Source organism: Streptomyces sp. NPDC005496, from assembly GCF_042872045.1.
GTDB lineage: Bacteria > Actinomycetota > Actinomycetes > Streptomycetales > Streptomycetaceae > Streptomyces.
The window spans coordinates 945388-968643 of record NZ_JBIAJQ010000002.1 but is presented as its reverse complement, the minus strand read 5'-3'; the positions used below and the strand labels follow the sequence as shown (position 1 = coordinate 968643).

Genomic DNA, 23256 nt, shown 5'->3' with positions numbered 1-23256 from the left:
CGGTTACATTCCGAACCCGGAAGCTAAGCCTTACAGCGCCGATGGTACTGCAGGGGGGACCCTGTGGGAGAGTAGGACGCCGCCGAACAAATTTTGAAAGAGAACCCCCGTACCGGGGATACCGGTACGGGGGTTTTCTGCGTTGTACGTGCGAGCTATTCATTTTGAGGGGGCCTCTGTTTCGGAGGCCCCCTTTCTTGCTTTCTACGGTTACAGGCGTCCGGCGGCTTTGAGGGCCAGGTAGGCGTCGGCGAGAGCGGGTGCCAGGTCTTCCGGGGTGGCGTCGACGACCGTGACGCCGTGGCGGCGCAGCTGATCGGCGGTGCGATGACGTTCCGTCTGGGACTGAGCTGCCGCGGCTGCCTCGTACACGGCTTCCGCGCGGCCCCTGCCGGTCGCCATCCGGGCGATGTGCGGGTCGGCCACGGACGCCACCAGGAGCGTATGGCGCTGGGTGAGGCGAGAGAGTAGGGGGAGCAGGCCTTCCTCTATGGGGGCCGCGTCGAGGCTGGTCAGCAGGACGATCAGGGAGCGGCGCGGAGCCGCACGGAGCGCTGTCGCGGTGAGGCCGCGGGCGTCCGTCTCGACGAGTTCCGGTTCCACGGTGGCCATCGCGTTGACCAGGGAGGGAAGGACGTCGCCAGCCGAGCGGCCCTGGACGAGGGCCCGTACCCGGCGGTCGTAGGCGAGGAGATCCACGCGGTCGCCGGCGCGGGAGGCCAGGGCGGCCAGGAGAAGGGCCGCGTCCATGGAGGCGTCGAGGCGCGGGGCGTCGCCCACGCGGCCGGCTGACGTGCGGCCCGTGTCGAGGACCAGAAGGATGTGACGGTCGCGCTCGGGGCGCCAGGTGCGGACGGCGACCGTGGTCTGCCGGGCGGTGGCGCGCCAGTCGATGGAGCGGGTGTCGTCACCGGGGACGTACTCGCGGAGGCTGTCGAACTCCGTTCCCTCACCGCGCGTCAGGACGCTGGTGCGGCCGTCGAGTTCGCGGAGTCTGGCCAGCTTGGAGGGAAGGTGCTTCCTGCTGGTGAACGGAGGCAGGACCCGTACGGTCCAGGGGGCCTTGTGGCTGCCCTGGCGGGAGAAGAGGCCCAGCGGGCCGAAGGAACGGATCGTGACCCGGTCCGCCTGACGGTCGCCGCGCCGGGTGGGGAGCAGCCGCGTGGTGACGCGACGGCGTTCGCCCGCGGGGACCGTCAGACGGTGCCGGGAGGCCTCGACCTCGGTGTCGGGAGGCCAACTGCTGGGCGGCCAGGCGTCGCGGAGATGGGCGCGCAGGGGGCGGCCGGACGGGTTGGTGACCGTCAGGGTGACGTCGGCGGTCTCCCCGAGGCGTACCGAGGTGTCGCCGGAGCGTGCCAGGCCCAGTCTGCGGACCGGCGCGGCCAGCGCGAAGTCGCACGCGCAGGCGAGGGCCAGCGGCGCGTTGACGGCGAGGATGCCCGTCCAGCCGGGTCCCCAGATGCCGACGGGCAGGGAGCCGAGAGCCGCCAGGAGCGCGGCGCGACCGGTGAGTGCCATCAGCGCGGGACGGGGACGTGGGCGAGGATCGCGTTGATGACGGAGTCGGCCGTCACACCCTCCATCTCGGCCTCGGGGCGGAGCTGGATCCGGTGCCGCAGGGTGGGCAGGGCGAGGGCCTTCACGTCGTCCGGGATGACGTAGTCGCGGCCCGTCAGCCAGGCCCAGGCGCGGGCCGTGGCGAGGAGCGCCGTCGCTCCTCGGGGGGAGACACCGAGGGTCAGGGACGGCGACTCGCGGGTGGCACGGCAGATGTCGACCACGTAGCCGGTGATCTCGGGCGACACGGCGGTCTTGGCGACGGCGTTGCGGGCGGCCTCCAGGTCGGCCGGGCCCGCCACGGGCCGTATGCCGGCGGCGCGCAGGTCGCGCGGGTTGAAGCCCTCGGCGTGCCGGGTGAGGACGTTGATCTCGTCCTCGCGGGAGGGCAGCGGGATCGTCAGCTTGAGGAGGAAGCGGTCCAGCTGGGCCTCGGGCAGGGGGTACGTGCCCTCGTACTCGACCGGGTTCTGGGTCGCGGCGACCAGGAACGGTTCCGGGAGGGGGCGCGGCGTGCCGTCCACCGTGACCTGGCGCTCCTCCATCGCTTCGAGGAGCGACGACTGGGTCTTGGGCGGGGTGCGGTTGATCTCGTCGGCGAGGAGGAGGTTCGTGAAGACCGGGCCCGGCTGGAAGGAGAACTCGGCGCTGCGGGCGTCGAAGACGAGGGAGCCGGTGACGTCGCTCGGCATCAGGTCGGGCGTGAACTGGACGCGCTTGGTGTCGAGCTCCAGTGCGGACGCGAGGGCGCGGACGAGCAAGGTCTTGGCCACTCCGGGGACTCCTTCGAGGAGAACGTGTCCACGGCAGAGGAGGGCGACGACGAGTCCGGTCACGGCGGGGTCCTGGCCGACCACGGCTTTGGCGATCTCGGCGCGCAGGGCTTCCAGGGAGGAGCGGGCGGTGCCCGGATCCCCGGCGTACCCGGCGTTGTCAGTGGTCGGGTCCATCATGAACGGCGTACCTCTCTTTCGAGGGCGTCGAGTTGGTCGGCGAGTGCGATGAGGGCCGCGTCGTCGCCGGGCGGCGGGCCGAAGAGCAGGGAGTGCAGGGTCTGTCCGTCGCCCGACAGGTGGGCGGACAGGGCGGGGAGCAGGGCCTCGGGCGCGTGCGCCTGGGCGGGGGAGACACCGACGAGGGGGGCGAGGCGGGTGCGGGTGGTGGAGCGAAGAGCGTCTGCCGCGCGGTCGCGGGCGTCCGCCTTGCGGTAGAGGCGGGCGCGGCCTTCGACGGTCTCGGAGGCGCGGATCGCGACGGGGAGCCGCTCGGGTACGAGGGGGCCGAGTCGGCGTGCCCGCCAGAGGGCGGCCAGGGCTGCCGCGATGAAGAGCTGCAGGGTGCCCCAGAGCCAGCCCGAGGGGAGCAGGTCGAAGAAGCCGCGCTCGGCCTCGTCGTCGGCCGAGGTGTCCGAGAGCGAGGGGAGGTACCAGACCAAGTGGGAGCGGGAACCGAGGAGTTGCAGGGCGAGGGAGGCGTTGCCCTGCTCGTCGAGGCGGTCGTTGAGGAGGATGTCGGGGGCGCCGAGCAGGACGGTGTCGCCGCCCCCGGTGGCCGACGGGACGCGCAGCAGGGTGGGCAGGCCGTCGCTGGGGTAGCAGGAGTCGGCGTCGAGATCGGTGTGGTACCGCATCCCGCCGGTGTCGGCGGTGCCCGCGCGGCGGGCGGCGGGCAGCTCACAGCCGGGGGAGAGCGTCGAGTCGAAGCTGGTCGAGAGGTCGGCGGTGACTCCGGGCGCGAGGGTGCCGACGGAGGGCGGGCCGGGAGCGACCAGCACCGTGCGGCCGCCGGAGTCCTCGGTCGCCGTGCGCAGCAGGCTCTGCTGCCGTTCGGTCAGCAGGTCGGGGACGGCGACGAGCAGGGTGGTGTCGGGGCCGGCCGCGTCGCGGGCCTCGCCGGCGGTGGTGACCACGCGCGTGGACACCCCGCGGTCGGCGAGGAGTTCGGCGACGGCGCGGCTGCCGTTCTCGTCGGCGGAGCGCGGGTCGAGGCGGCCGTGCTGGGCGTTGGAGCGGACGGCGGCGATCGCGACGGCGGCCACCAGGAGCACCACGAGGGCGAGGACGACACCGCGCGAGCGGGTCCACACCTGGCGGGCGGTGGGCGAGACCGAGGTGGACGTGGGCGGGGCCTCGGTGGTCATCCGGCGGCTCCCTGGCCGCCGCCGGGGGCCGCGTGGCCCGCGAGGACGGGTTTCGTGCTCTCCAGGTCGCCGTCGAGGGCCGCGAGCCGGCGGTACGTCGCCTCGGTGGCCGAGCGTCCGCCGTACGTGACGTCGTCGAAGTCACGGGCGGCGGCGCGCAGTCGGTCGGTGTGCGAGGGCAGGGTGCGGCCCGCTTCGGCGGCGGCCTCGTCGGCGGTGCGGCCGGGGCGGGGGTCGAGCAGGGCGCGTTCCTCCAGGGAGCGGACGACGGCGCGCATGCGTTCCTGGACGGCCTGGTTCCAGTGGCCCTGGGCGGCGTGCGCCTCGGCGGCCGCGCGGTGTTCGGCGGCGCTGCGGGGGCGGTCGTCGAACAGTACGGCGGACGAGGTGGCGGCGCGGCGGGGGCTGCCCAGGCGCCACCACAGCGCGCCGAGCACGGCCAGCACCGCGAGCACGATGACGACGAGGCCCAAGGCGCCTCCGGGGGTGGCGTCCGAGGTGGCGCCGAGCAGTTTGCCGAGCCACTCCCAGAAGGCGTCCAGCGCGCGCTGGAAGAGGCTCGGGTCGTTCTCGTGGTACATGCCCTTGGACAGCTCGCGCCGGGCGGCCTCCCGTGCGGGGTCCCGCTCGATGGTCACCGGTGGTTCGCCGCCGGAGCGGGCCAGGGACAGGACGGCCCCGAGCCCGCTGTGCGGCGTCGTGAGTACGGCCGTGTCGCCGGTGTGCGACAGATGCCGCAGGGCGGTGCCGGCGGCGCGTTGCAGCGCCGGCACCGCTGTGAGAACTCCCCCCGCCGGACTCACCGCATCAGCTCCCCGCTGTCGCGCCGGGGGTGCCCGCGCCGTAGCCCTGGACGCCGGCCGCGCGGGCCAGGTCGAGGTCGAGGGCCTCGCGGCGGATGCGCTGGTCGATGTAGAGGAGTACGGCCACGCCGGCGCTGATCGGGAAGGTGAGCATGGAGCCGATCACCGCGCCGATGCCGCTGACGACGAGGAAGGTCCAGCCGAGGTCACCGGTGCCGTTGACGAAGCCGCCGATGCCGTCGCCGCTGAGGGCGGCCGCGATGAGGGCGAAGGGGATCACGATGATCGACGACACGATGTTCGCGATGACGGCGGCGAGCAGCTGGATGCCGAAGACCCGCCACCACGAACCGCGCACCAGCTTCGCGGAGCGGTTCAGCGACTTCCTGACGCCTTCCTTCTCCAGCATCAGGGCGGGCGAGGCCAGCGAGAAGCGGACCAGCAGCCAGATCGCGACGAGGGACGCCCCGAATCCGCCGATGACGGCGAGGGCGGCGCCCGGGCCGGTCGCTCCGGCGACGGCGATCAGGATGCCGGGCAGGGTGCCCACGGCGACGATCCCGGCACCGATGAGGATCAGGAGGAAGACCAGGCCGAACAGCTTCGCCAGCCGGGGACGGGCATCGCGCCAGGCCTCCGCCGTGGTCACGGACTTGCCGAGTACGGCGCGGCTGGTGACGGTCGTGAGCAGGGCCGTGGCGAAGACGCTGCCGACCACGGTGACGAGGGCGACGGCCCCGGAGCTGAGCATGACGTCGCCGAAGGCGCGGCCGAGCTCCCCGGCGGTGGCGCTCGGGTCGTTCAGGACGTCGGAGCCGGCGCTCTCGTCCAGGACGAGGCCCCGGAGCAGGACCACGATGATCTCGGTGACGACGGCGACGGTCAGGGAGATCCCGAGGACCGTGCGCCAGTACGTGCGCATGGTCGAGACCGCGCCGTCGAGGATCTCGCCGACGCCGAGCGGGCGCAGCGGGATCACGCCGGGCTTGGCGGCGGGCGGCGGGCCGCCCCAGCCGCCGGGGCCCGGATAGCCGTAGGGGCTTCCGTATCCGGGGAAGCCGTAGCCCGGGCCGCCGGGGGCGCCGTAGCCGGGACCTCCGGGACCCGGGGCTCCGTAGCCGTAGCCGCCGGGGCCCGCGGGGGGTGCGCCCCAGCCCTGGCCGGGCGGCGGCGGAGGCGGGGTCGGGGCCTGCGGCGGGCCTTGGGGTGCCGGAGCGCTCCACTGGCCGGGCGGGGGCTGCTCCTTGGACCAGTTGGACGGGGTGTCGCTCTGGTCGGCGCCGCTCTGGTCCGTGGGCCGAGCGGGGCCGGTGCGGTCCGGCTCCTGCCCGTCGGAGGGGGCGGATCCGGGCGAGGCCCAGCCCGGAGTGTCGTTCATCGTCGCTCCTTCACGGTGCCCGTCCGCGGTCGCGGCGGCAGGTTGGCAGCCATCGTGCCACGGCGTGCGCGTCGGGGGACCGGGGGTCGTCTGGGCTGTACACCTTCAATAGTCGGCCGGGTACGGGGCAGACTGGGCGAATGGCTGATCAGTACGCGCACGCCCGCGAAGACAACCGGCCGACGGAGATACCGGCGATCCGCTGGGAGGAGCCACCGGAAGGCCCCGTGCTGGTCCTTCTCGACCAGACCAGGCTGCCGGCCGAGGAGGTCGAGCTGGTCTGCACCGACGCCCCCGCGCTGGTGGAGGCGATCCGCACGCTCGCGGTGCGGGGGGCGCCGCTCCTCGGCATCGCCGGGGCGTACGGCGTCGCGCTCGCCGCCGTACGCGGCTTCGACGTGGAGGACGCCGCCCAGTCGCTCGCCGGCGCCCGGCCGACCGCGGCGAACCTGGCCGTCGGGGTGAACAGGGCCCTGTCCGCGTATCGGGCAGCGCTCGCCGTCGGAGGGAGTCAGGGGCAGGCGGCCGACGCGGCGCTCACCGCGGCGCGGGCCGTGCACCGGGAGGATGCCCAGGCCAGCGCACGTATGGCCGAGCACGGCCTGGCGCTGCTGGAGGAGCTGCTGCCGGGCGGAGGGCACCGGATCCTGACGCACTGCAACACCGGGGCGCTGGTGTCGGGCGGGGAGGGCACGGCGTTCGCGGTGGCTCTCGCGGCGCACCGGGCCGGGCAGCTGCGGCGGCTGTGGGTGGACGAGACGCGGCCGTTGCTTCAGGGCGCGAGGCTGACGGCGTACGAGGCGGCGCGCAAGGGAATGGCGTACACGCTGCTGACCGACAGCGCCGCCGGGTCCCTGTTCGCGGCCGGGGAGGTGGACGCGGTGCTGATCGGGGCGGACCGGATCGCGGCGGACGGTTCGGTGGCGAACAAGGTGGGGAGTTATCCGCTCGCCGTGCTGGCCCGCTACCACCACGTGCCGTTCATCGTGGTGGCGCCGGTGACGACGGTGGACCCGGGGACTCCCGACGGCGCCTCCATCGAGGTCGAGCAGCGCGGAGGCCATGAAGTGACGGAGATCACAGCGCCGCAGGTGCCGGTGGCGGGGGCGGAAGCCGGCGGCGGGATACCGGTGGCGCCCCTGGGGACCCAGGCGTACAACCCCGCTTTCGACGTGACGCCGCCCGAGCTGGTGACGGCGATCGTCACGGAGGAGGGCGTGGTGTCGCCCGTCACGGGGGAGGCCCTCGCCGAGCTGTGTGCCCGCTCACGTCAGGTGACGACCGGCTGAGGAGGGAGTCGCACTCCTCGAGGGATCCGGCCCCTTCCGCCGCGCGGTGGTACCTCGTGCGGCAGGGGCCGGTCCGAGAGGTGGGACCGGGGGCCGTAGGGGTCGAGTGCCCTTCGTGGGCGGGGAGAGCGGCCGGAATCGGACAGGCCGCGCGCGGAGCGGTGGGCCGGGCCGGGCGCGTCCGGGGCGGGCCGGCTGGGCCGGCGGCCGGAGGCGAGGGCAGACAGTGACGACCGGATACGACTATCGTCACAGGCCAGTGACCTTGTTCACCACTGCCTTCACCAATGTTACGAGAATGGGATGATGTCGTTTATGAAGGGACGAGTCCTTGTCGTCGATGACGACACCGCACTGGCCGAGATGCTCGGCATCGTGCTGCGTGGTGAAGGTTTTGAGCCGTCTTTCGTAGCCGACGGCGACAAGGCGCTGGCCGCTTTCCGTGAGACCAAGCCCGATCTGGTGCTCCTGGACCTGATGCTGCCCGGACGGGACGGCATCGAGGTGTGCCGCCTGATCAGGGCGGAGTCCGGGGTGCCGATCGTGATGCTCACGGCCAAGAGCGACACCGTCGATGTCGTGGTGGGCCTCGAATCGGGCGCCGACGACTACATCGTGAAGCCGTTCAAGCCGAAGGAGCTGGTGGCCCGGATCAGGGCGCGCCTGCGGCGTTCCGAGGAGCCGGCTCCCGAGCAGCTCACCATCGGTGACCTGGTCATCGACGTGGCCGGTCACTCCGTGAAGCGGGAGGGGCAGTCCATCGCCCTCACGCCGCTGGAGTTCGACCTGCTGGTGGCGCTGGCCCGCAAGCCTTGGCAGGTGTTCACGCGCGAGGTGCTCCTGGAGCAGGTGTGGGGCTACCGGCACGCGGCGGACACCCGCCTCGTCAACGTCCATGTGCAGAGGCTTCGCTCCAAGGTCGAGAAGGACCCGGAGCGGCCGGAGATCGTGGTGACCGTCCGCGGTGTCGGTTACAAGGCCGGACCGAGCTGACATGTCCAGGGACAGTGCCGCTTCGGCGCCCGGACAGCCGGGGGCTCGTGCGGAGCGGCCTGTCGGTCGTAAGACGGCGGGCTCCCGCTGGGAAAGACTCGTGCAGGGCGGGCTGCTCCAGGGCGGGGTCCAGGGCAGCCCGGTCCTGAGGCTGTTCATGCGCTGGGTGCGCCGGCCGCTGCTGCCGGTCATGCGGCTGTGGCGGCGCAACATCCAGCTCAAGATCGTCGTCACGACCCTGCTGATGTCGCTCGGTGTGGTGCTGCTGCTCGGCTTCGTCGTCATCGGGCAGGTGCGCAACGGCCTGCTGGACGCGAAGGTGAGGGCGTCGCAGAGCCAGGCCACCGGCGGGTTCGCGGTGGCCAAGCAGAAGGCCGACACGGCCGCGGCGTCGAGCGGCGGCGGGGGCTCGGGCGCCGAGGGCCGCTCCGCGCAGAGCGTCAGCCCCCAGTGGATGAGCGACCTCGTGGAGTCGCTGTCCAGCGGCGGGCAGGGCGCCTTCGACGTGGTGACGCTCAGCGCGTCCGCCGCGACCGGTGACGAGAGCGGCGGACGCGGCCCGCGTTCCTCGGGCAACGTCGACCCGGCCGCGAGCGTCCCGGAGGACCTGCGGCGACGCGTCGACACGAGCATGGTCGCCGCCCAGAGCTACACCCGTGTCGTCTACACGGACGAGAAGGACTCCCAGCCCGCGCTGGTCATCGGCAAGCAGGTCAACGACCCCAAGGGCAACCCGTACCAGCTGTACTACCTCTTCCCGCTCACGCAGGAGGAGAAGTCGCTCAGCCTGGTCAAGGGCACGCTGGCGACCGCCGGACTGTTCGTCGTGGTGCTGCTCGGGGCCATCGCCTGGCTCGTCGTGCGCCAGGTCGTCACGCCGGTACGGATGGCGGCGGGCATCGCCGAGCGGCTGTCCGCCGGGCGGCTCCAGGAGCGTATGAAGGTCACCGGCGAGGACGACATCGCACGGCTCGGCGAGGCCTTCAACAAGATGGCGCAGAGCCTGCAGCTGAAGATCCAGCAGCTGGAGGAGCTGTCGCGGATGCAGCGGCGGTTCGTCTCCGACGTGTCGCACGAGCTGCGTACGCCGCTGACGACCGTGCGGATGGCGGCGGACGTCATCCACGACGCGCGCGCGGACTTCGATCCGATGACCGCGCGCTCCGCCGAGCTGCTCGCCGACCAGCTGGACCGCTTCGAGACGCTGCTCGCGGACCTGCTGGAGATCAGCCGCTTCGACGCGGGCGCGGCGGCCCTGGAGGCCGAGCCGATAGACCTGCGGGAGGTCGTGCGCCGGGTCATCAGCGGGGCGGAGCCGCTCGCCGAGCGCAAGGGCTCCCGCATACGCGTGGTGGGGGACCAGCAGCCCGTGGTCGCCGAGGCGGACGCCCGGCGCGTGGAGCGGGTGCTGCGCAATCTCGTCGTCAACGCCGTGGAGCACGGCGACGGCAAGGACGTCGTGGTCAAGCTCGCCTCGGCGGGCGGCGCGGTCGCGATCGCCGTACGCGACTACGGCGTGGGCCTCAAGCCCGGTGAGGCGACCCGGGTCTTCAGCCGCTTCTGGCGGGCGGACCCGGCACGCGCGCGTACCACCGGCGGCACCGGACTCGGTCTGTCCATCGCCCTGGAGGACGCCCGGCTGCACGGCGGCTGGCTGCAGGCGTGGGGCGAGCCGGGCGGCGGCTCGCAGTTCCGGCTGACGCTGCCGCGGACGGCGGACGAACCCCTCAGGGGCTCGCCGATACCCCTGGAGCCCAAGGACTCGCGGCGCAACCGGGGACTCGACGACGCCGGTCTGCCGCGCGGTGGCGGCAACAAGCTGGCCACGGTGCCCGTCCAGCCGTCCGGCGAGAGCGCTTCGGCGCGGGCGGCCATGGGGGCACGCCAGGGCGGAGCGGCGCCCACGGCCGACCCGACGGCGCTGCCCGGCAACGGCGCGCGCGTGGTGCCGCGGCCCGCCCGGCCCGTCCGCCCGCAGGATTCGGCACAGTCGGCGACGGGTGACGCGGGGACACCGCCCGGCGGGGGCGGCAGAACGGACGACGTCGAGGAAGGGAAGGCATTTCGTGGGCGCTGAGGGGGGAGGCCGCCGGCGCCCGCTGCGTGTCGGTGTGTACGTGGGCTGCGGTGCCGTACTGCTCGCCGGATGCGCCTCGATGCCGGACGGCGGTGACCTGCGCGACGTCGAGTCCACACCGCGCCAGGACGCGCAGGTGCGGGTGTTCGCCATGCCGCCGCGGGACGACGCCCGGCCCGAGGAGATCGTGCAGGGCTTTCTGGAGGCGCTGACCAGCGACGACCCGCAGTACGAGACGGCTCGCAAGTACCTGACCGAGAGCGCCCGGCGCAAGTGGAAGCCGTACGAGTCGACGACCGTGCTGGCCGACGGCCCGAACACCGTGACCCAGCACAGCGGGGCCCGTGACGGCAGCGACGACTACGTGTTCACGCTGACCGGTGACAAGGTCGCGACCGTGGACGCGCAGCACGCGTACGCGCCGGACGGCGGGACGTACAAGAAGTCGGTGTACCTCACGCAGCAGAAGGACAAGCAGTGGCGCATCGACGGGCTGCCGCAGGGCGTCCTGATGGGCAAGTCCGACTTCCAGCGCAACTACCAGTCGGTCAACAAGTACTACTTCGCCTCGACCGTGCCCACCGGCTCGGGCGGACGGCCGGGTGCCGTCGCCGACCCGATCTACGTGCGCAAGGAGGTCGACCCGATGACCGAGACGGTCCGGGCGCTCCTGCGGGGGCCCACGCGCTGGCTGGACCCGGTGGTGAGGTCGAGCTTCCCCACCAGCACGGCACTGAGGAAGGGCGTCCGCTCGCTGACGCCCGACGACCAGAACAAGCTGACGGTGCCGCTGAACGCGAAGGCCGACCACGTCGGCCAGACCCAGTGCACCAAGATGGCGGCCCAGCTGCTGTTCACGCTCAAGGACCTGACGCCCACCGGGGTCGACGAGGTGGAGCTGGAGCGGTCCGACGGTTCGCAGCTGTGCGTGCTCGGTGACGACCGGGCCGGGACCGTCGCGGCCCACGGACCCGGGAAGCCGCCGGAGTACCAGTACTTCATCGACGCCAAGCAGCGGCTGGTGCGGCTCCTCGCCGCCGGCAGCGGCAAGGACCCGGAACCGGTGCCCGGCGCGCTGGGCGAGGGCGACAAGGCGCTGCGCGCCGCCGCGGTCTCGCGCGGCGAGGACAGCGCGGCCGGGGTGTCCCTCGACGGGCGGTCGCTCTACGTGGGGTCGCTGGTGTCGGGCGGTTCGCTCGGCGAGGCAGTGCTGCGCAGCGCCGGCAAGACCGAGGACGAACGGCTGACGACGCCCAGCTGGGACGGCTCGGGTGACCTGTGGGTGGCCGACCGCGACCCCGGGAAGTCCCGGCTGCTCCTGCTGGAGGGCGGCGCGGGCGAGCCGGTCACGGTCAGGACGCCGCAGCTGGACGGGCGCATCAAGGCGGTGCGGGTGGCCGCCGACGGGGTGCGCATCGCCCTGATCGTGGAGAAGGACGGCAGGACGTCCCTCCAGATCGGCCGGATCGAGCGCGAGGACAAGAGCGGCGAGCGCCCCGGCGTGTCCATTCTCGAACTGCGCTCGGCGACCCCGCAGCTCGAGGAGGTCACGGCCATGTCGTGGGCCGCGGACAGCCAACTGGTCGTGGTGGGGCGGGAGTCGGGCGGAGTGCAGCAGATGCGCTACGTCCAGGTCGACGGCTCGACGCCGCTGCGCAGCCTCCCGTCGGCGCTGACCGGCGTGAAGGAGATCGCCGCGTCCGAGGACGAGCAGCAGCCGCTGGTGGCGTACTCGGTGGACGGGATCGTGCGGCTGTCCTCGTCCTCGCAGTGGCAGAAGGTCGTCAAGGAGGGCTCGGCGCCCGTCTATCCCGGGTAGCCCGCAGCCGTCTCGCACAGGGGCGCGGCCCCTTCCGGGTGACGGTCGTGGACCGTCGCGCGACGTTGTCCACAGGGAGTTGTCCACAGGCCCTGCGGGCCCGCCCGGATGTCGGCACAGTGGTGGGCATGCGGGGGTGGTGGCAGGACCTCACCGACCTGGTGCTGCCGGCCGAGTGCGGAGGCTGCGGACGACCTCGCACGGTGCTCTGTCCCGAGTGCCGTGCGACTCTCCGCGATTCCGCGCCGTGCCGGGTGCGACCGGTGCCGGAACCGGCGGGGCTGCCCGTGGTGCACGCGGCGGCTCCCTACGAGGACGAGGTGCGGGCCGTGCTCCTCGCCCACAAGGAGCGGGGCGCGCTCGCTCTCGCGGGTCCCCTCGGGGCGGGGCTGGCCGGAGCCGTGCGGGCGGGGCTGGCGCGGCGGGAGCCGGGGGCGGGGTTCGCCGGGCCCGGGACCGGGCCGGGCGGCTGTGCGGGCGGCGCACCGGCGGTCCCGGTCACCGGCCGCCCGGGGGTGCTCCCGGGGCCCGTGCTGCTCGTTCCCGTGCCGTCGGCGCGCCGGGCGGTGCGGGCCCGGGGGCACGACCCCGCCCGGCGGATCGCGCTCGCGGCGGCGGGGGAACTGCGCCGCGGCGGGACGGCGGCCAGGGTGCTCGGCGCGCTGCGGCAGCGGCGTCGGGTGGCCGACCAGTCGGGCCTCAACTCCAGGGAGAGGCTGGACAATCTCGCCGGCGCCCTGGAGGTGGTGCCCGGGGCCGCCGGGCTGCTCGCCGGGGCCGGCCGGGTCGTGCTCGTCGACGACCTGATGACCACCGGTGCCTCGCTGGCGGAGGCGGCGCGGGCGGTGCGGGAGGCGTCGTCGGCACGGGTGGCGGACGCACGCGCGTACGTCGCGGGAACACGGGCACGATCCGAAGTGCCGGTGCTCCTCGAAAGGGCGGTGACGGCGGACGAGGAGGAGGATCGAAGGGAGAGCCGTACGGGACCGACGGGTGCGGACCTCGGTGCGGGAGTCGTCCCGGGCGAGATCGGCGCGGCGGTGGTCGCCGCTTCACCGGACGCTTTCGAAATAAACCGGAACTGACTGGAAAGTTGCATCGTTGCAGGTTATGAGAAGGCCAATTCACCTGAACGGAGGTGCGCCGCAGTAGAGGGTGACGTCATCCGTCCGGGCGAGATATGTTCGGTTGTGAGGCAATGGCGCAGGCCGTACCTCGCCTATCCGAATGCCGTGCTGCGGGTTTTCCTCAATCACCCGCGCCGGTGGGGTGGAGATCTTGTCCGCGGGGGAGGAGGAGGTGAAAGTCACCGAGTCCGAGGTTCCGGGGCTCACCGGAGCCTGGTGCAAGAGGGAGATGCCCCGCCGGCAGAGCGGGGCGATCCGGGAACGGAGTTCTGCGTGGACATCGTCGTCAAGGGCCGCAAGACCGAGGTGCCCGAGCGGTTCCGCAAGCACGTGGCCGAGAAGCTGAAGCTGGAGAAGATCCAGAAGCTCGATGGCAAGGTGATCAGCCTCGACGTCGAGGTGTCCAAGGAGCCCAACCCGAGGCAGGCGGACCGTTGTGACCGGGTGGAGATCACGCTCCGCTCGCGCGGTCCGGTCATCCGGGCGGAGGCAGCGGCAAACGATCCGTATGCGGCTCTCGACCTGGCGGCGGACAAGCTCGAGGCCCGTCTGCGCAAGCAGCACGACAAGCGCCACACGCGCCGCGGGAACGGCAGGCTCTCGGCGGCCGAGGTCGCCGACACGGTGCCGGGCGCGGCGACGCTGAACGGCGACGGGAGCGTCGTCCACGAAGAGCCGTCGGACAGTGTGCCGACCAAGAAGATCGGTTCGCTCGAGGTCATGGGCGAAGGCCCCCTCGTCGTCCGCGAGAAGACCCACGTGGCCGCCCCGATGACGCTCGACCAGGCGCTCTACGAGATGGAGCTGGTCGGGCACGACTTCTACCTGTTCGTCGACTCCGAGACGAAGGAACCGAGTGTCGTCTACCGGCGGCACGCTTACGACTACGGCGTCATCCACCTCAACACGGACCCGATGGTCGCCCAGGCCGACCCCGCCGCGCCGGGCGGTGCGCTCGGCGGCTGACCTCCTCCGGTGACAGCCGAGCCGGTGCCCCTGGTGAGCGCGTGCGCCCCCAGGGGCACCGGTGTGCGACCACTTCACGCCCCGCGCTGTGCCCGCACTGTCGTCCGGGCATGGAATCATGGCCGGACCGGCCCAACCCGTGGGCCGCAGCCTTGGGTTGGCGATGGCACAGGAACGCAGGCCACGGCCTTCAGGGGGAGGATCGATGCCGGACAGCTTCGGACCGATGCGTGACGAGGACGCCGACGACGGCGTCGTCGGCATGGGCCCGGACGCGGGCCCTCCACGCAAGGAGCCCATCCGGGTTCTGGTCGTGGACGACCACGCCCTCTTCCGCCGCGGCCTGGAGATCGTGCTCGCGGCCGAGGAGGACATCCAGGTCGTCGGTGAGGCGGGTGACGGCGCCGAGGCGGTCGACAAGGCCGCCGACCTGCTGCCCGACATCGTGCTGATGGACGTCCGGATGCCCAAGCGCGGCGGGATCGAGGCGTGCACCTCCATCAAGGAGGTCGCCCCCAGCGCGAAGATCATCATGCTGACGATCAGCGACGAGGAGGCCGACCTCTACGACGCGATCAAGGCGGGCGCCACCGGCTATCTCCTCAAGGAGATCTCCACGGACGAGGTGGCCACGGCCATTCGCGCGGTCGCCGACGGACAGTCGCAGATCAGCCCGTCCATGGCGTCGAAACTGCTCACCGAGTTCAAGTCGATGATCCAGCGCACGGACGAGCGGCGCCTGGTGCCCGCGCCCCGGCTGACGGACCGCGAACTCGAAGTCCTCAAACTGGTCGCGACGGGAATGAACAACCGCGACATCGCCAAGCAGTTGTTCATCTCCGAGAACACCGTGAAGAACCACGTGCGCAACATCCTGGAGAAACTGCAGCTGCACTCCAGGATGGAAGCGGTCGTCTACGCGATGCGCGAGAAGATCCTCGAAATCCGCTGAACCGACGGGCGCCGGGCCGGCGCCGGACGCTCAGGCCAGTGCCCGGGCCAGCTCCGCCGCGAGCGGCGCGCGCAGCTCCGGTGCGTCGACCCGCTCCACACGCACGTCCGTGCAGTCCACCCAGCTCGCGGCCTCCACGAGCGCCTGCGCCACCGACGGCACCGCCCTCGGGCCCTCCAGGGTCACCTGCTTGGCGACCAGGGTGCTGCCCTCGCGGGCGGGGTCCACACGGCCGACGAGACGGCCGCCGGCGAGGACGGGCATCGCGAAGTAGCCGTAGACGCGCTTGGGTTTCGGGACGTACGCCTCCAGGCGGTGAGTGAAGCCGAAGATCCGCTCCGTGCGCGCCCGCTCCCAGACCAGCGAGTCGAACGGCGACAGCAGCGTCGTGCGGTGCCGCCCCCGCGGGGGTGTCTCCAGCGCGGCCGGGTCGGCCCAGGCCGGCTTCCCCCAGCCCTCCACCGTCACCGGCACCAGCCCCGAGTCCGCGATCACCGCGTCGACCTGCTCACCCTTGAGGCGGTGGTAGTCGGCGATGTCCGCGCGCGTGCCGACGCCCAGGGAGCGGCCGGCGAGGCGGACGAGGCGGCGCAGGCACTCGGCGTCGTCCAGCTCGTCGTGCAGCAGGGCCTGCGGGACGGCGCGCTCCGCGAGGTCGTACACCCGCTTCCAGCCGCGCCGCTCGGTGCACACCACCTCGCCGTACATCAGCGCGCGCTCCACGGCGACCTTCGTGCCCGACCAGTCCCACCACTCGCTGGTCTTCTTGGCGCCGCCCAACTCGGTGGCCGTGAGCGGGCCTTCGGTGCGCAGCTGCTTGATGACCTGCTCGTACGTGCCGTCCGGCAGGTCGTGGTTCCAGTGCGGGCGGGCGCGGTAGGCGCGGCGGCGGAAGGCGAAGTGCGGCCACTCCTCGATGGGCAGGATGCAGGCGGCGTGGGACCAGTACTCGAAGGCGTGCGTGTCGGTCCAGTACGCCTGGTCCACCGTCCTGCGGCCGACGGCTCCCAGCCGGGCGTACGGGACGAGTTCGTGGGAGCGGGCCAGCACCGAGATCGTGTCGAGCTGCACCGCGCCCAGGTGCCGCAGGACGCCCCGCACTCCGCCCCTGCGGTCGGGGGCGCCCAGGAATCCCTGGGCGCGCAGGGCGATCCGGCGGGCCTCGTCGGCGGAGAGCGCGGTGGTGGGACGCGGCAGACTCGTCATGCCCCACACGGTAGGCGGTGCCACTGACACTCGTCGCGGGGCGGGGTGATCGCGCACCCCCTCAGGTCGCGGTGGTCACGCGGGGGCGGGCAGGTAGGGGGCCGAGGACGGCAGTCCGAGGTCTGAGGGGAGCAGGGACGCCACCCAGCAGTCGCGTCGTACGCCCTTGTTGTTGAGGGCGGAGCGCAGGGTGCCCTCCACGGTGAAGCCCGCCCGTTCGGCGACCGCGCGGGAGGCCGCGTTGCCGACCTCGGCCCGCCACTCCACGCGGTCGATGGCGCGTTCGGTGAAGGCCCAGCGGGAGGCGGCGAGGACGGCCTCGGTGATGTACCCGTTGCCCCGGTGCTCCTTGGCGGTCCAGTAGCCGACCTCGGCCACCCCCAGGGAGCGCATCGTGAGGCTGAGCATGCCGGCGAGCTGCCCGGAGGGGAGGAAGACCCCGAACGTGAACATCGAACCGTCCGCCCAGCCGTCCGGGACCATCTGTGCGAGGAACCCCTCGGCGTGCTCGCGCAGGTACGGCGAGGGGATCGTCGTCCAGCGCTGGATGTCGGCGTCCTGCACGGCGGCGTACACGGTCTCGGCGTCCTGCGGGCCCACGGGGCGCAGCCGGAGACGTTCGGTGGTCAGCGTGACGGGTTCCATCGGCCGATTCTGCTCGGGCCGCCGCGGGGGCGCCATCGCTTTGGCGCGCGTGCGGCCGAACGGGCCCCACGCGCGCGGGGACGCGAGACCCGCCACCGGTGGACGGTGGGTGAGGGTGCGGTCACATTTAGTTCATTTCGCGACCGGACGCGGCACCATCCGCCGTCCCCGCCCGTTGTCCTGGTAGCTGTCACGAGAGCAGACCTCCCGGCGTGGCGGGGTCCTCGCATACGATGGCCGTTGCTCTGTTGCATCAAGGAAAACCGACCGTCCCAGGCCCGACCGGCAAGGAGACCAACCCCCGTGTCCGTCCTCTCGAAGATCATGCGTGCAGGCGAAGGCAAGATCCTGCGCAAGCTGCACCGCATCGCGGACCAGGTCAACTCCATCGAAGAGGACTTCGTCGACCTCTCCGACGCCGAGCTGCGGGCCCTCACCGATGAGTACAAGCAGCGGTACGCCGACGGCGAGAGCCTCGACGACCTGCTTCCCGAGGCGTTCGCCACCGTCCGCGAGGCCGCCAAGCGCGTCCTCGGCCAGCGTCACTACGACGTGCAGATGATGGGCGGTGCCGCGCTCCACCTCGGCTACGTGGCCGAGATGAAGACCGGTGAGGGCAAGACCCTGGTCGGCACGCTGCCCGCGTATCTGAACGCCCTCTCCGGGAAGGGCGTCCACCTCATCACGGTGAACGACTACCTGGCCGAGCGCGACTCGGAGATGATGGGCCGCGTCCACAAGTTCCTGGGCCTGAGCGTCGGCTGCATCCTCGCCAACATGACGCCGGCCCAGCGCCGCGAGCAGTACGCGTGCGACATCACGTACGGCACGAACAACGAGTTCGGCTTCGACTACCTGCGCGACAACATGGCGTGGTCCCAGGACGAACTCGTCCAGCGCGGCCACAACTTCGCCATCGTCGACGAGGTCGACTCCATCCTCGTCGACGAGGCGCGTACGCCGCTGATCATCTCGGGCCCCGCCGACCAGGCCACCAAGTGGTACGGCGACTTCGCCAAGTTGGTCACGCGCCTGAAGAAGGGCGAGCCGGGCAACCCGCTCAAGGGCATCGAGGAGACCGGCGACTACGAGGTCGACGAGAAGAAGCGCACCGTGGCGATCCACGAGCCCGGTGTCGCCAAGGTCGAGGACTGGCTCGGCATCGACAACCTCTACGAGTCGGTCAACACCCCGCTGGTGGGCTACCTGAACAACGCCATCAAGGCCAAGGAGCTCTTCAAGAAGGACAAGGACTACGTCGTCATCGACGGCGAGGTCATGATCGTCGACGAGCACACCGGCCGTATCCTCGCCGGCCGCCGCTACAACGAGGGCATGCACCAGGCGATCGAGGCGAAGGAAGGGGTGGACATCAAGGACGAGAACCAGACCCTCGCCACGATCACCCTGCAGAACTTCTTCCGCCTCTACAAGCGCCACGACCAGCAGGGCAAGGAACTGCCGGGTCTCTCCGGCATGACCGGTACGGCGATGACCGAGGCCGCCGAGTTCCACCAGATCTACAAGCTGGGCGTCGTCCCGATCCCGACCAACCGGCCGATGGTCCGCAAGGACCAGTCCGACCTGATCTACCGCACCGAGGTCGCGAAGTTCGAGGCGGTCGTCGACGACATCGTCGAGAAGCACGAGAAGGGCCAGCCGATCCTCGTCGGTACGACGTCGGTCGAGAAGTCCGAGTACCTCTCGCAGCAGCTCTCCAAGCGCGGAGTCCAGCACGAGGTGCTGAACGCCAAGCAGCACGACCGTGAGGCGCCGATCATCGCCCAGGCCGGCCGCAAGGGCGCCGTCACCGTCGCCACGAACATGGCCGGCCGCGGTACGGACATCAAGCTCGGCGGCAACCCCGACGACCTCGCCGAGGCAGAGCTGCGCCAGCGCGGCCTCGACCCCGAGGAGCACATCGAGGAGTGGGCCGCCGCCCTGCCCGCCGCCCTGGAGCGCGCGGAGAAGGCCGTGAAGGCCGAGTTCGAGGAGGTCAAGAACCTCGGCGGGCTCTACGTGCTCGGCACCGAGCGCCACGAGTCGCGGCGCATCGACAACCAGCTGCGCGGTCGTTCCGGCCGTCAGGGCGACCCGGGCGAGTCCCGCTTCTACCTCTCCCTCGGCGACGACCTGATGCGGCTGTTCAAGGCGCAGATGGTCGAGCGCGTGATGTCGATGGCGAACGTCCCCGACGACGTGCCGATCGAGAACAAGATGGTCACCCGTGCCATCGCCTCCGCGCAGTCGCAGGTCGAGCAGCAGAACTTCGAGACCCGCAAGAACGTCCTGAAGTACGACGAGGTGCTCAACCGGCAGCGCGAGGTCATCTACGGCGAGCGCCGCCGCGTCCTGGAGGGCGAGGACCTGCAGGAGCAGATCCAGCACTTCATGGACGACACGATCGACGCGTACATCGAGGCGGAGACCGCCGAGGGCTTCGCCGAGGAGTGGGACCTGGACCGGCTGTGGAGCGCCTTCAAGCAGCTCTACCCGGTGAAGGTCACCGTCGAGGAGCTGGAGGACGCGGCCGGTGACCGGGCGGGCCTGACCGCCGAGTTCATCTCCGAGTCCATCAAGGACGACATCCACGAGCAGTACGCGGCCCGTGAGGAGCAGCTCGGCTCCGAGATCATGCGCGAACTGGAGCGCCGGGTCGTCCTGTCGGTCCTCGACCGCAAGTGGCGCGAGCACCTCTACGAGATGGATTACCTCCAGGAGGGCATCGGCCTGCGCGCCATGGCGCAGAAGGACCCGCTGGTGGAGTACCAGCGCGAGGGCTTCGACATGTTCACCGCCATGATGGACGGCATCAAGGAGGAGTCCGTCGGCTACCTGTTCAACCTGGAGGTCCAGGTCGAGCAGCAGGTCGAGGAGGTCCCGGTGCAGGACGCGCCGTCGCTGCAGAAGGAGGACGCCGTCCCCGCGGGCGCGCGTCCCGAGATCCGCGCCAAGGGCCTCGACGCCCCGCAGCGGCCGGACCGGCTGCACTTCTCCGCGCCCACCGTGGACGGCGAGGGCGGCATCGTCGAGGGCGAATTCGTGGACGGCGACGAGCCGGTGCGCTCCGAGGCGGACGGCCTCACGCGCGCGGAGCGCCGCAAGCAGCAGAAGGGCGGCCGTCGCCGCAAGAAGTAGCGGACGCGGCGGACGCCGGGTGATCGCCGCCGTGTGATCGTCGCGCGTGACCGTCGATGGTCGTGGAGGCCGGGTACCCCGAGGGTGCCCGGCCTTCGTGTTCCCGTCCCCGGGAGGGGGCGCGGGGCGGGGAGTGCCGGAGCGGACGCGGGCTCAGTCGTCGTCCGGGCGGGGCATCCGGGGGCCGCCCAGCTCCACGGCCGTGCAGCGCCAGCGCAGGTCGGCGCCCTGCTCCAGCCGGAACGCCATGGCGCGCAGCTGCTCACCCGCGCCGATGCGGGCGAAGACCTCGACGGCGCCCGGGCGCGGCACGTAGTAGCCGAGGTCGCGGACGACGGGACGGGTGCCGCGGGTGCGCAGCGGGTTGTGCTCCGCCAGCCAGGCCAGTTCGTCGTAGGCGCGGCCTGCGGTGTGGCGGAGCATCGAGTGCACCGGGCGCCCGCCGCTGAGCACGGCCAGCAGCCGGTCGGCGAAGACGTCGGTCGGCCTGGGCCGGGGAGCCGGGGCGACCACCGGCGCGCCGGCGGGCCGCGCGGGGGCCGGCGGCGCGGGCACGGCCGCCGCCGGGCGGGAGGGGGCTCCTGTGGCCTCCGGGGCCGGCTGGCGGCCGCCGCGGGGCAGGGCGCGCGGGGCGCCACCGCCGGGGGCGCGGGGCGGGGTCCCGCTCGGGCGGCGCGTGTCGTGGCGGACGGGCGGACGGCCGCCGGCACTGCGCCTGGCCCTGGTCATCACCTTGTTCATGTGGTGTCCCCGTTTTCCTGGAACCCGGATGAATACCGGGCGGTAACTTGCTGGTGGGGATCTTGTACGGGCCGCCGGGACGCGGCGGCAAGGACCGGGGGAGCGCGTCGGCGGGGCAGGACCGGTTCACTTATCAGAGTGACCGAGGGGCCGCCGGAGACCGGTACGGCGGGGGCGCACCGGGTGAAGTCCTGGACGCGGGTTGACAGCCGTCGGCGTACGGCCCGGACCCCGAAGGGGGACACCCGCACGTATCCTGAAGGCCCTCCCGGAGGCGCGGGAACCGCCCTGGGGGCCCACCGACTACGAAAGCGGCCAGCCATGCGCGTCTACGTCCCCCTGACCCTCTCCGGTCTCGCCGAGGCGTACAAGACGGGAGAGCTGGGGACGGGACCGGTCGCCGCGTACGCCGTCACCCCCGCGCTGCGTGAGTGGTACCTCTCGGACGACCTGGAGGAGTTGGAGTACGCGGCGCTCAACCGGGCCGCGCTCGCCTCCCTGCGGCTCATCGCGGTCGACCCGGGCGCTCCCCGGCGCCGGGTCGTCGTCGCGGTCGACGTGCCCGACGGGGCCGCGCAGGCCGACCCCGACCGGGGGCTCGACACGGCGGCGCTCGGCGAGGTGCGGATCGCGGGGCCCGTCCGGCTCTCCGGCGCGGCCGCCGTGCACGTCGACTCGGACGAGGCGGAGGCGGACGTCGTAGCCGCCGCGCAGGCGCTGGGCGCGGCGGACCTCGGGGACGACGACGCCCAGTTCACCGTCGACGGCGCCGAGGACCACGAGCTGCTCTGGTACGCGACGCAGGAGATCCCCAACCTGGTGGGGCTCGGCGACTGAGGGGTCGCGGAGGGCGTACAGACGTTCGCGGTCGGTTGTCGGTGGCGGCGGGTATTTTCTGGATATGGGGAAGCACGAAGCAGCGCACATCGTGTGGGACTGGAACGGGACGCTGTTCCACGACAACGCCGCGATCATCGGCGCGACGAACGCCGCGTTCGCCGAGCTGGGGATCCCGCCGATCACTCTGGAGCGGTACCGGTCGCTCTACTGCGTACCGGTCCCGAAGTTCTACGAGCGCCTGATAGGCAGGCTGCCGACGGATGCCGAGTGGCTCGTCATGGACGAGATCTTCCACCGGTACTACGCGCAGCACCGGACTGCCTGCGCGCTCACCGAGGGGGTGCCGGACCTGCTCGCCGGCTGGCGGTCCACGGGGCGCAGCCAGTCCATCCTGAGCATGTACGGGCACGAGGAGCTGGTCCCGCTGGTGCGCGGCTTCGGCATCGAGCCGCATTTCCTGCGGGTCGACGGGCGGACCGGTCCCTCCGGCGGCAGCAAGGCCGAGCACATGGTGCGGCACATCGGCGCGCTCGCCCGGGTCGACCCCGCGCGCACGGTCGTGATCGGGGACGCCGCCGACGATGCGGTCGCCGCGCTGCACGTCGGGGCGAAGGCGGTGCTCTACACCGGCGGCTCCCACAGCCGCGCCAGCCTGGAGGTGGTGGGCGTGCCGGTGGTGGACACGCTGGAGGAAGCGGTCGAGGAAGCCGAACGGCTGGCCGCCTGACCTGCGGTGACGTCAGCTCCCGGGCGCCCGGCCCCACGCCCACTTCCGTGACCCGCGACGCGCGAGCCCACGTTCGCTCCCGCGCGGATCTGCCGGAGGCGCCGGGTGGCGCGGGGGTCCGTCGGCTCCCGTGTCCCGGCGCGGACGGATCTGCGCCTGGGCCTGGCGCCGACGGCGACGCACCCGCGTCTGCTCCCGCGCGGGTTTGCCGGCGGTGCCGGGAGCCGCAGGCTGCCGCGTCCCGTGACGACGGATCTGCGCCCGGGTCTGGAACCCGCGAACCGCTGACCCACGCCCGCCTCCGTGACCCGCAGCGCGCGGGCCCGCCGGAGGCACCGGGTGGCGCGGAGGCTCGGCGGCCCCCGTGCCCCGTGCCGGGCGGACCTGAGCCGGCACGGGGGCGTGCGGGTTGAGGCCCGCCCTCGTGGCGGGCGGTGACGCACCCACGTCCGCTCCAGCGCGTCTCCCCCGAGGCGCCGGCGGCGCGGGGGTCCGTCGGCTTCCGTGACCCGGGGTGGACGGGCTTGCGTCCGGTTCACTCGGGCCGTGGCCGCTTCCGCGGCGCGCGGGGACGCGTTCGCTTCGGCGGCGGTCTCCCGGGGGCGCCCGGCGGGCGGCCCCGCGTCCAGCGACGTGGACCGTCGGGCGTCGGGCACGTCCCCCGGGCGCGTGTGCCGGGAGGTGGACCCTGCGCATGCGCAGACACGCGGCTTTCGTCCCTGTGCAGAGTGTCAAAGTTCGACCCCTGCTTTTGTACACATACGGCTCATGACTCAGCCCGGGTGGGGGGCGATAGCCTGGTGGCGTGATCAGCGCGATATCTCGCGGGGGCATCGTCGCCCCTGCCCTGCGCCC

At 72.4% G+C, this 23256-nt stretch carries 18 protein-coding genes and 1 rRNA gene; 11 read left to right on the top strand and 8 right to left on the bottom strand.

What is annotated here, in order from left to right:
* Positions 1 to 88 (top strand): 5S ribosomal RNA (gene rrf / locus ACFYQQ_RS08720); the annotation flags it as partial.
* 122 nt (positions 89 to 210) lie between these two features.
* Here the strand turns inward: rrf and ACFYQQ_RS08715 are convergent.
* From ACFYQQ_RS08715 to ACFYQQ_RS08695, 5 genes are read right to left on the bottom strand one after another with little or no spacing between them, the layout of a single operon-like run.
* Positions 211 to 1521, bottom strand: a complete 1311-nt coding sequence (locus ACFYQQ_RS08715; RefSeq protein ID WP_355788675.1) for a DUF58 domain-containing protein — start codon at positions 1519 to 1521, stop codon at positions 211 to 213.
* Positions 1521 to 2510 carry a MoxR family ATPase gene (locus tag ACFYQQ_RS08710; RefSeq protein ID WP_355788678.1) on the bottom strand — a complete coding sequence of 330 codons (990 nt, stop codon included), beginning with the start codon at positions 2508 to 2510 and terminating at the stop codon, positions 1521 to 1523. The genes ACFYQQ_RS08715 and ACFYQQ_RS08710 overlap by 1 nt, the downstream gene beginning before the upstream one ends.
* Positions 2510 to 3700, bottom strand: a complete 1191-nt coding sequence (locus tag ACFYQQ_RS08705) for a DUF4350 domain-containing protein (protein WP_355788672.1) — start codon at positions 3698 to 3700, stop codon at positions 2510 to 2512. Before ACFYQQ_RS08705 ends, ACFYQQ_RS08710 begins: the two co-directional genes overlap by 1 nt.
* Positions 3697 to 4503 (bottom strand): DUF4129 domain-containing protein, encoded by an 807-nt coding sequence (locus ACFYQQ_RS08700; RefSeq protein WP_355788669.1) that lies wholly within the window; start codon positions 4501 to 4503, stop codon positions 3697 to 3699. Before ACFYQQ_RS08700 ends, ACFYQQ_RS08705 begins: the two co-directional genes overlap by 4 nt.
* Positions 4504 to 4507: 4 nt before the next feature.
* Positions 4508 to 5881 (bottom strand): hypothetical protein, encoded by a 1374-nt coding sequence (locus tag ACFYQQ_RS08695; RefSeq protein WP_356174182.1) that lies wholly within the window; start codon positions 5879 to 5881, stop codon positions 4508 to 4510.
* A 140-nt stretch (positions 5882 to 6021) separates the two neighbouring features.
* Between ACFYQQ_RS08695 and mtnA the strand changes: the two genes are divergently transcribed.
* The 7 genes from mtnA to ACFYQQ_RS08660 all read left to right on the top strand — a co-directional run bounded on the left by mtnA (position 6022) and on the right by ACFYQQ_RS08660 (position 15104).
* Positions 6022 to 7170, top strand: coding sequence for an S-methyl-5-thioribose-1-phosphate isomerase (mtnA, locus tag ACFYQQ_RS08690; protein WP_355791309.1), 1149 nt, complete (start codon positions 6022 to 6024; stop codon positions 7168 to 7170).
* A gap of 303 nt (positions 7171 to 7473) precedes the next feature.
* Positions 7474 to 8163, top strand: a complete 690-nt coding sequence (gene mtrA, locus ACFYQQ_RS08685) for a two-component system response regulator MtrA (protein ID WP_220784158.1) — start codon at positions 7474 to 7476, stop codon at positions 8161 to 8163.
* Position 8164: 1 nt separating this feature from the next.
* The gene (mtrB, locus tag ACFYQQ_RS08680) at positions 8165 to 10240 is read left to right on the top strand and encodes an MtrAB system histidine kinase MtrB (protein ID WP_356237576.1); all 2076 of its coding nucleotides are present in this window, start codon (positions 8165 to 8167) and stop codon (positions 10238 to 10240) included.
* Complete coding sequence (locus ACFYQQ_RS08675; protein WP_355794176.1) at positions 10230 to 12059, top strand: LpqB family beta-propeller domain-containing protein; 1830 nt, start codon at positions 10230 to 10232, stop codon at positions 12057 to 12059. Before mtrB ends, ACFYQQ_RS08675 begins: the two co-directional genes overlap by 11 nt.
* 128 nt (positions 12060 to 12187) lie before the next feature.
* A complete protein-coding gene (locus tag ACFYQQ_RS08670; RefSeq protein ID WP_388903975.1) occupies positions 12188 to 13144 on the top strand; it encodes a ComF family protein in 957 nt (318 codons plus the stop codon).
* Positions 13145 to 13459: 315 nt separating this feature from the next.
* Entirely contained in the window at positions 13460 to 14152 is a 693-nt protein-coding gene (hpf, locus tag ACFYQQ_RS08665; protein ID WP_388903973.1) for a ribosome hibernation-promoting factor, HPF/YfiA family, read from the top strand.
* A gap of 205 nt (positions 14153 to 14357) precedes the next feature.
* On the top strand, positions 14358 to 15104 hold the full coding sequence (locus ACFYQQ_RS08660; RefSeq protein ID WP_121402578.1) for a response regulator transcription factor: 747 nt from the start codon (positions 14358 to 14360) through the stop codon (positions 15102 to 15104).
* Positions 15105 to 15134: 30 nt separating this feature from the next.
* On the opposite strand, the gene ACFYQQ_RS08655 is transcribed toward ACFYQQ_RS08660, so the two are convergent.
* Together ACFYQQ_RS08655 and ACFYQQ_RS08650 are read right to left on the bottom strand one after the other, a co-directional pair.
* Entirely contained in the window at positions 15135 to 16310 is a 1176-nt protein-coding gene (locus tag ACFYQQ_RS08655) for a DNA glycosylase AlkZ-like family protein (protein WP_356174196.1), read from the bottom strand.
* 75 nt (positions 16311 to 16385) lie between these two features.
* Complete coding sequence (locus tag ACFYQQ_RS08650) at positions 16386 to 16955, bottom strand: GNAT family N-acetyltransferase (protein ID WP_355785869.1); 570 nt, start codon at positions 16953 to 16955, stop codon at positions 16386 to 16388.
* A 303-nt stretch (positions 16956 to 17258) separates the two neighbouring features.
* Between ACFYQQ_RS08650 and secA the strand changes: the two genes are divergently transcribed.
* Positions 17259 to 20093, top strand: coding sequence for a preprotein translocase subunit SecA (gene secA / locus ACFYQQ_RS08645; protein ID WP_355785872.1), 2835 nt, complete (start codon positions 17259 to 17261; stop codon positions 20091 to 20093).
* Between the two features lie 153 nt (positions 20094 to 20246).
* Here secA and ACFYQQ_RS08640 read toward each other — a convergent pair whose 3' ends face one another.
* On the bottom strand, positions 20247 to 20834 hold the full coding sequence (locus ACFYQQ_RS08640) for an Rv3235 family protein (protein WP_356174200.1): 588 nt from the start codon (positions 20832 to 20834) through the stop codon (positions 20247 to 20249).
* 321 nt (positions 20835 to 21155) lie between these two features.
* Between ACFYQQ_RS08640 and ACFYQQ_RS08635 the strand changes: the two genes are divergently transcribed.
* Together ACFYQQ_RS08635 and ACFYQQ_RS08630 are read left to right on the top strand one after the other, a co-directional pair.
* Positions 21156 to 21671: a DUF6912 family protein gene (locus tag ACFYQQ_RS08635; RefSeq protein ID WP_388903969.1), complete on the top strand. Its 516-nt coding sequence runs from the start codon at positions 21156 to 21158 to the stop codon at positions 21669 to 21671.
* Between the two features lie 64 nt (positions 21672 to 21735).
* A complete protein-coding gene (locus ACFYQQ_RS08630; protein WP_356174205.1) occupies positions 21736 to 22401 on the top strand; it encodes an HAD hydrolase-like protein in 666 nt (221 codons plus the stop codon).
* Positions 22402 to 23256: the final 855 nt, after the last annotated feature.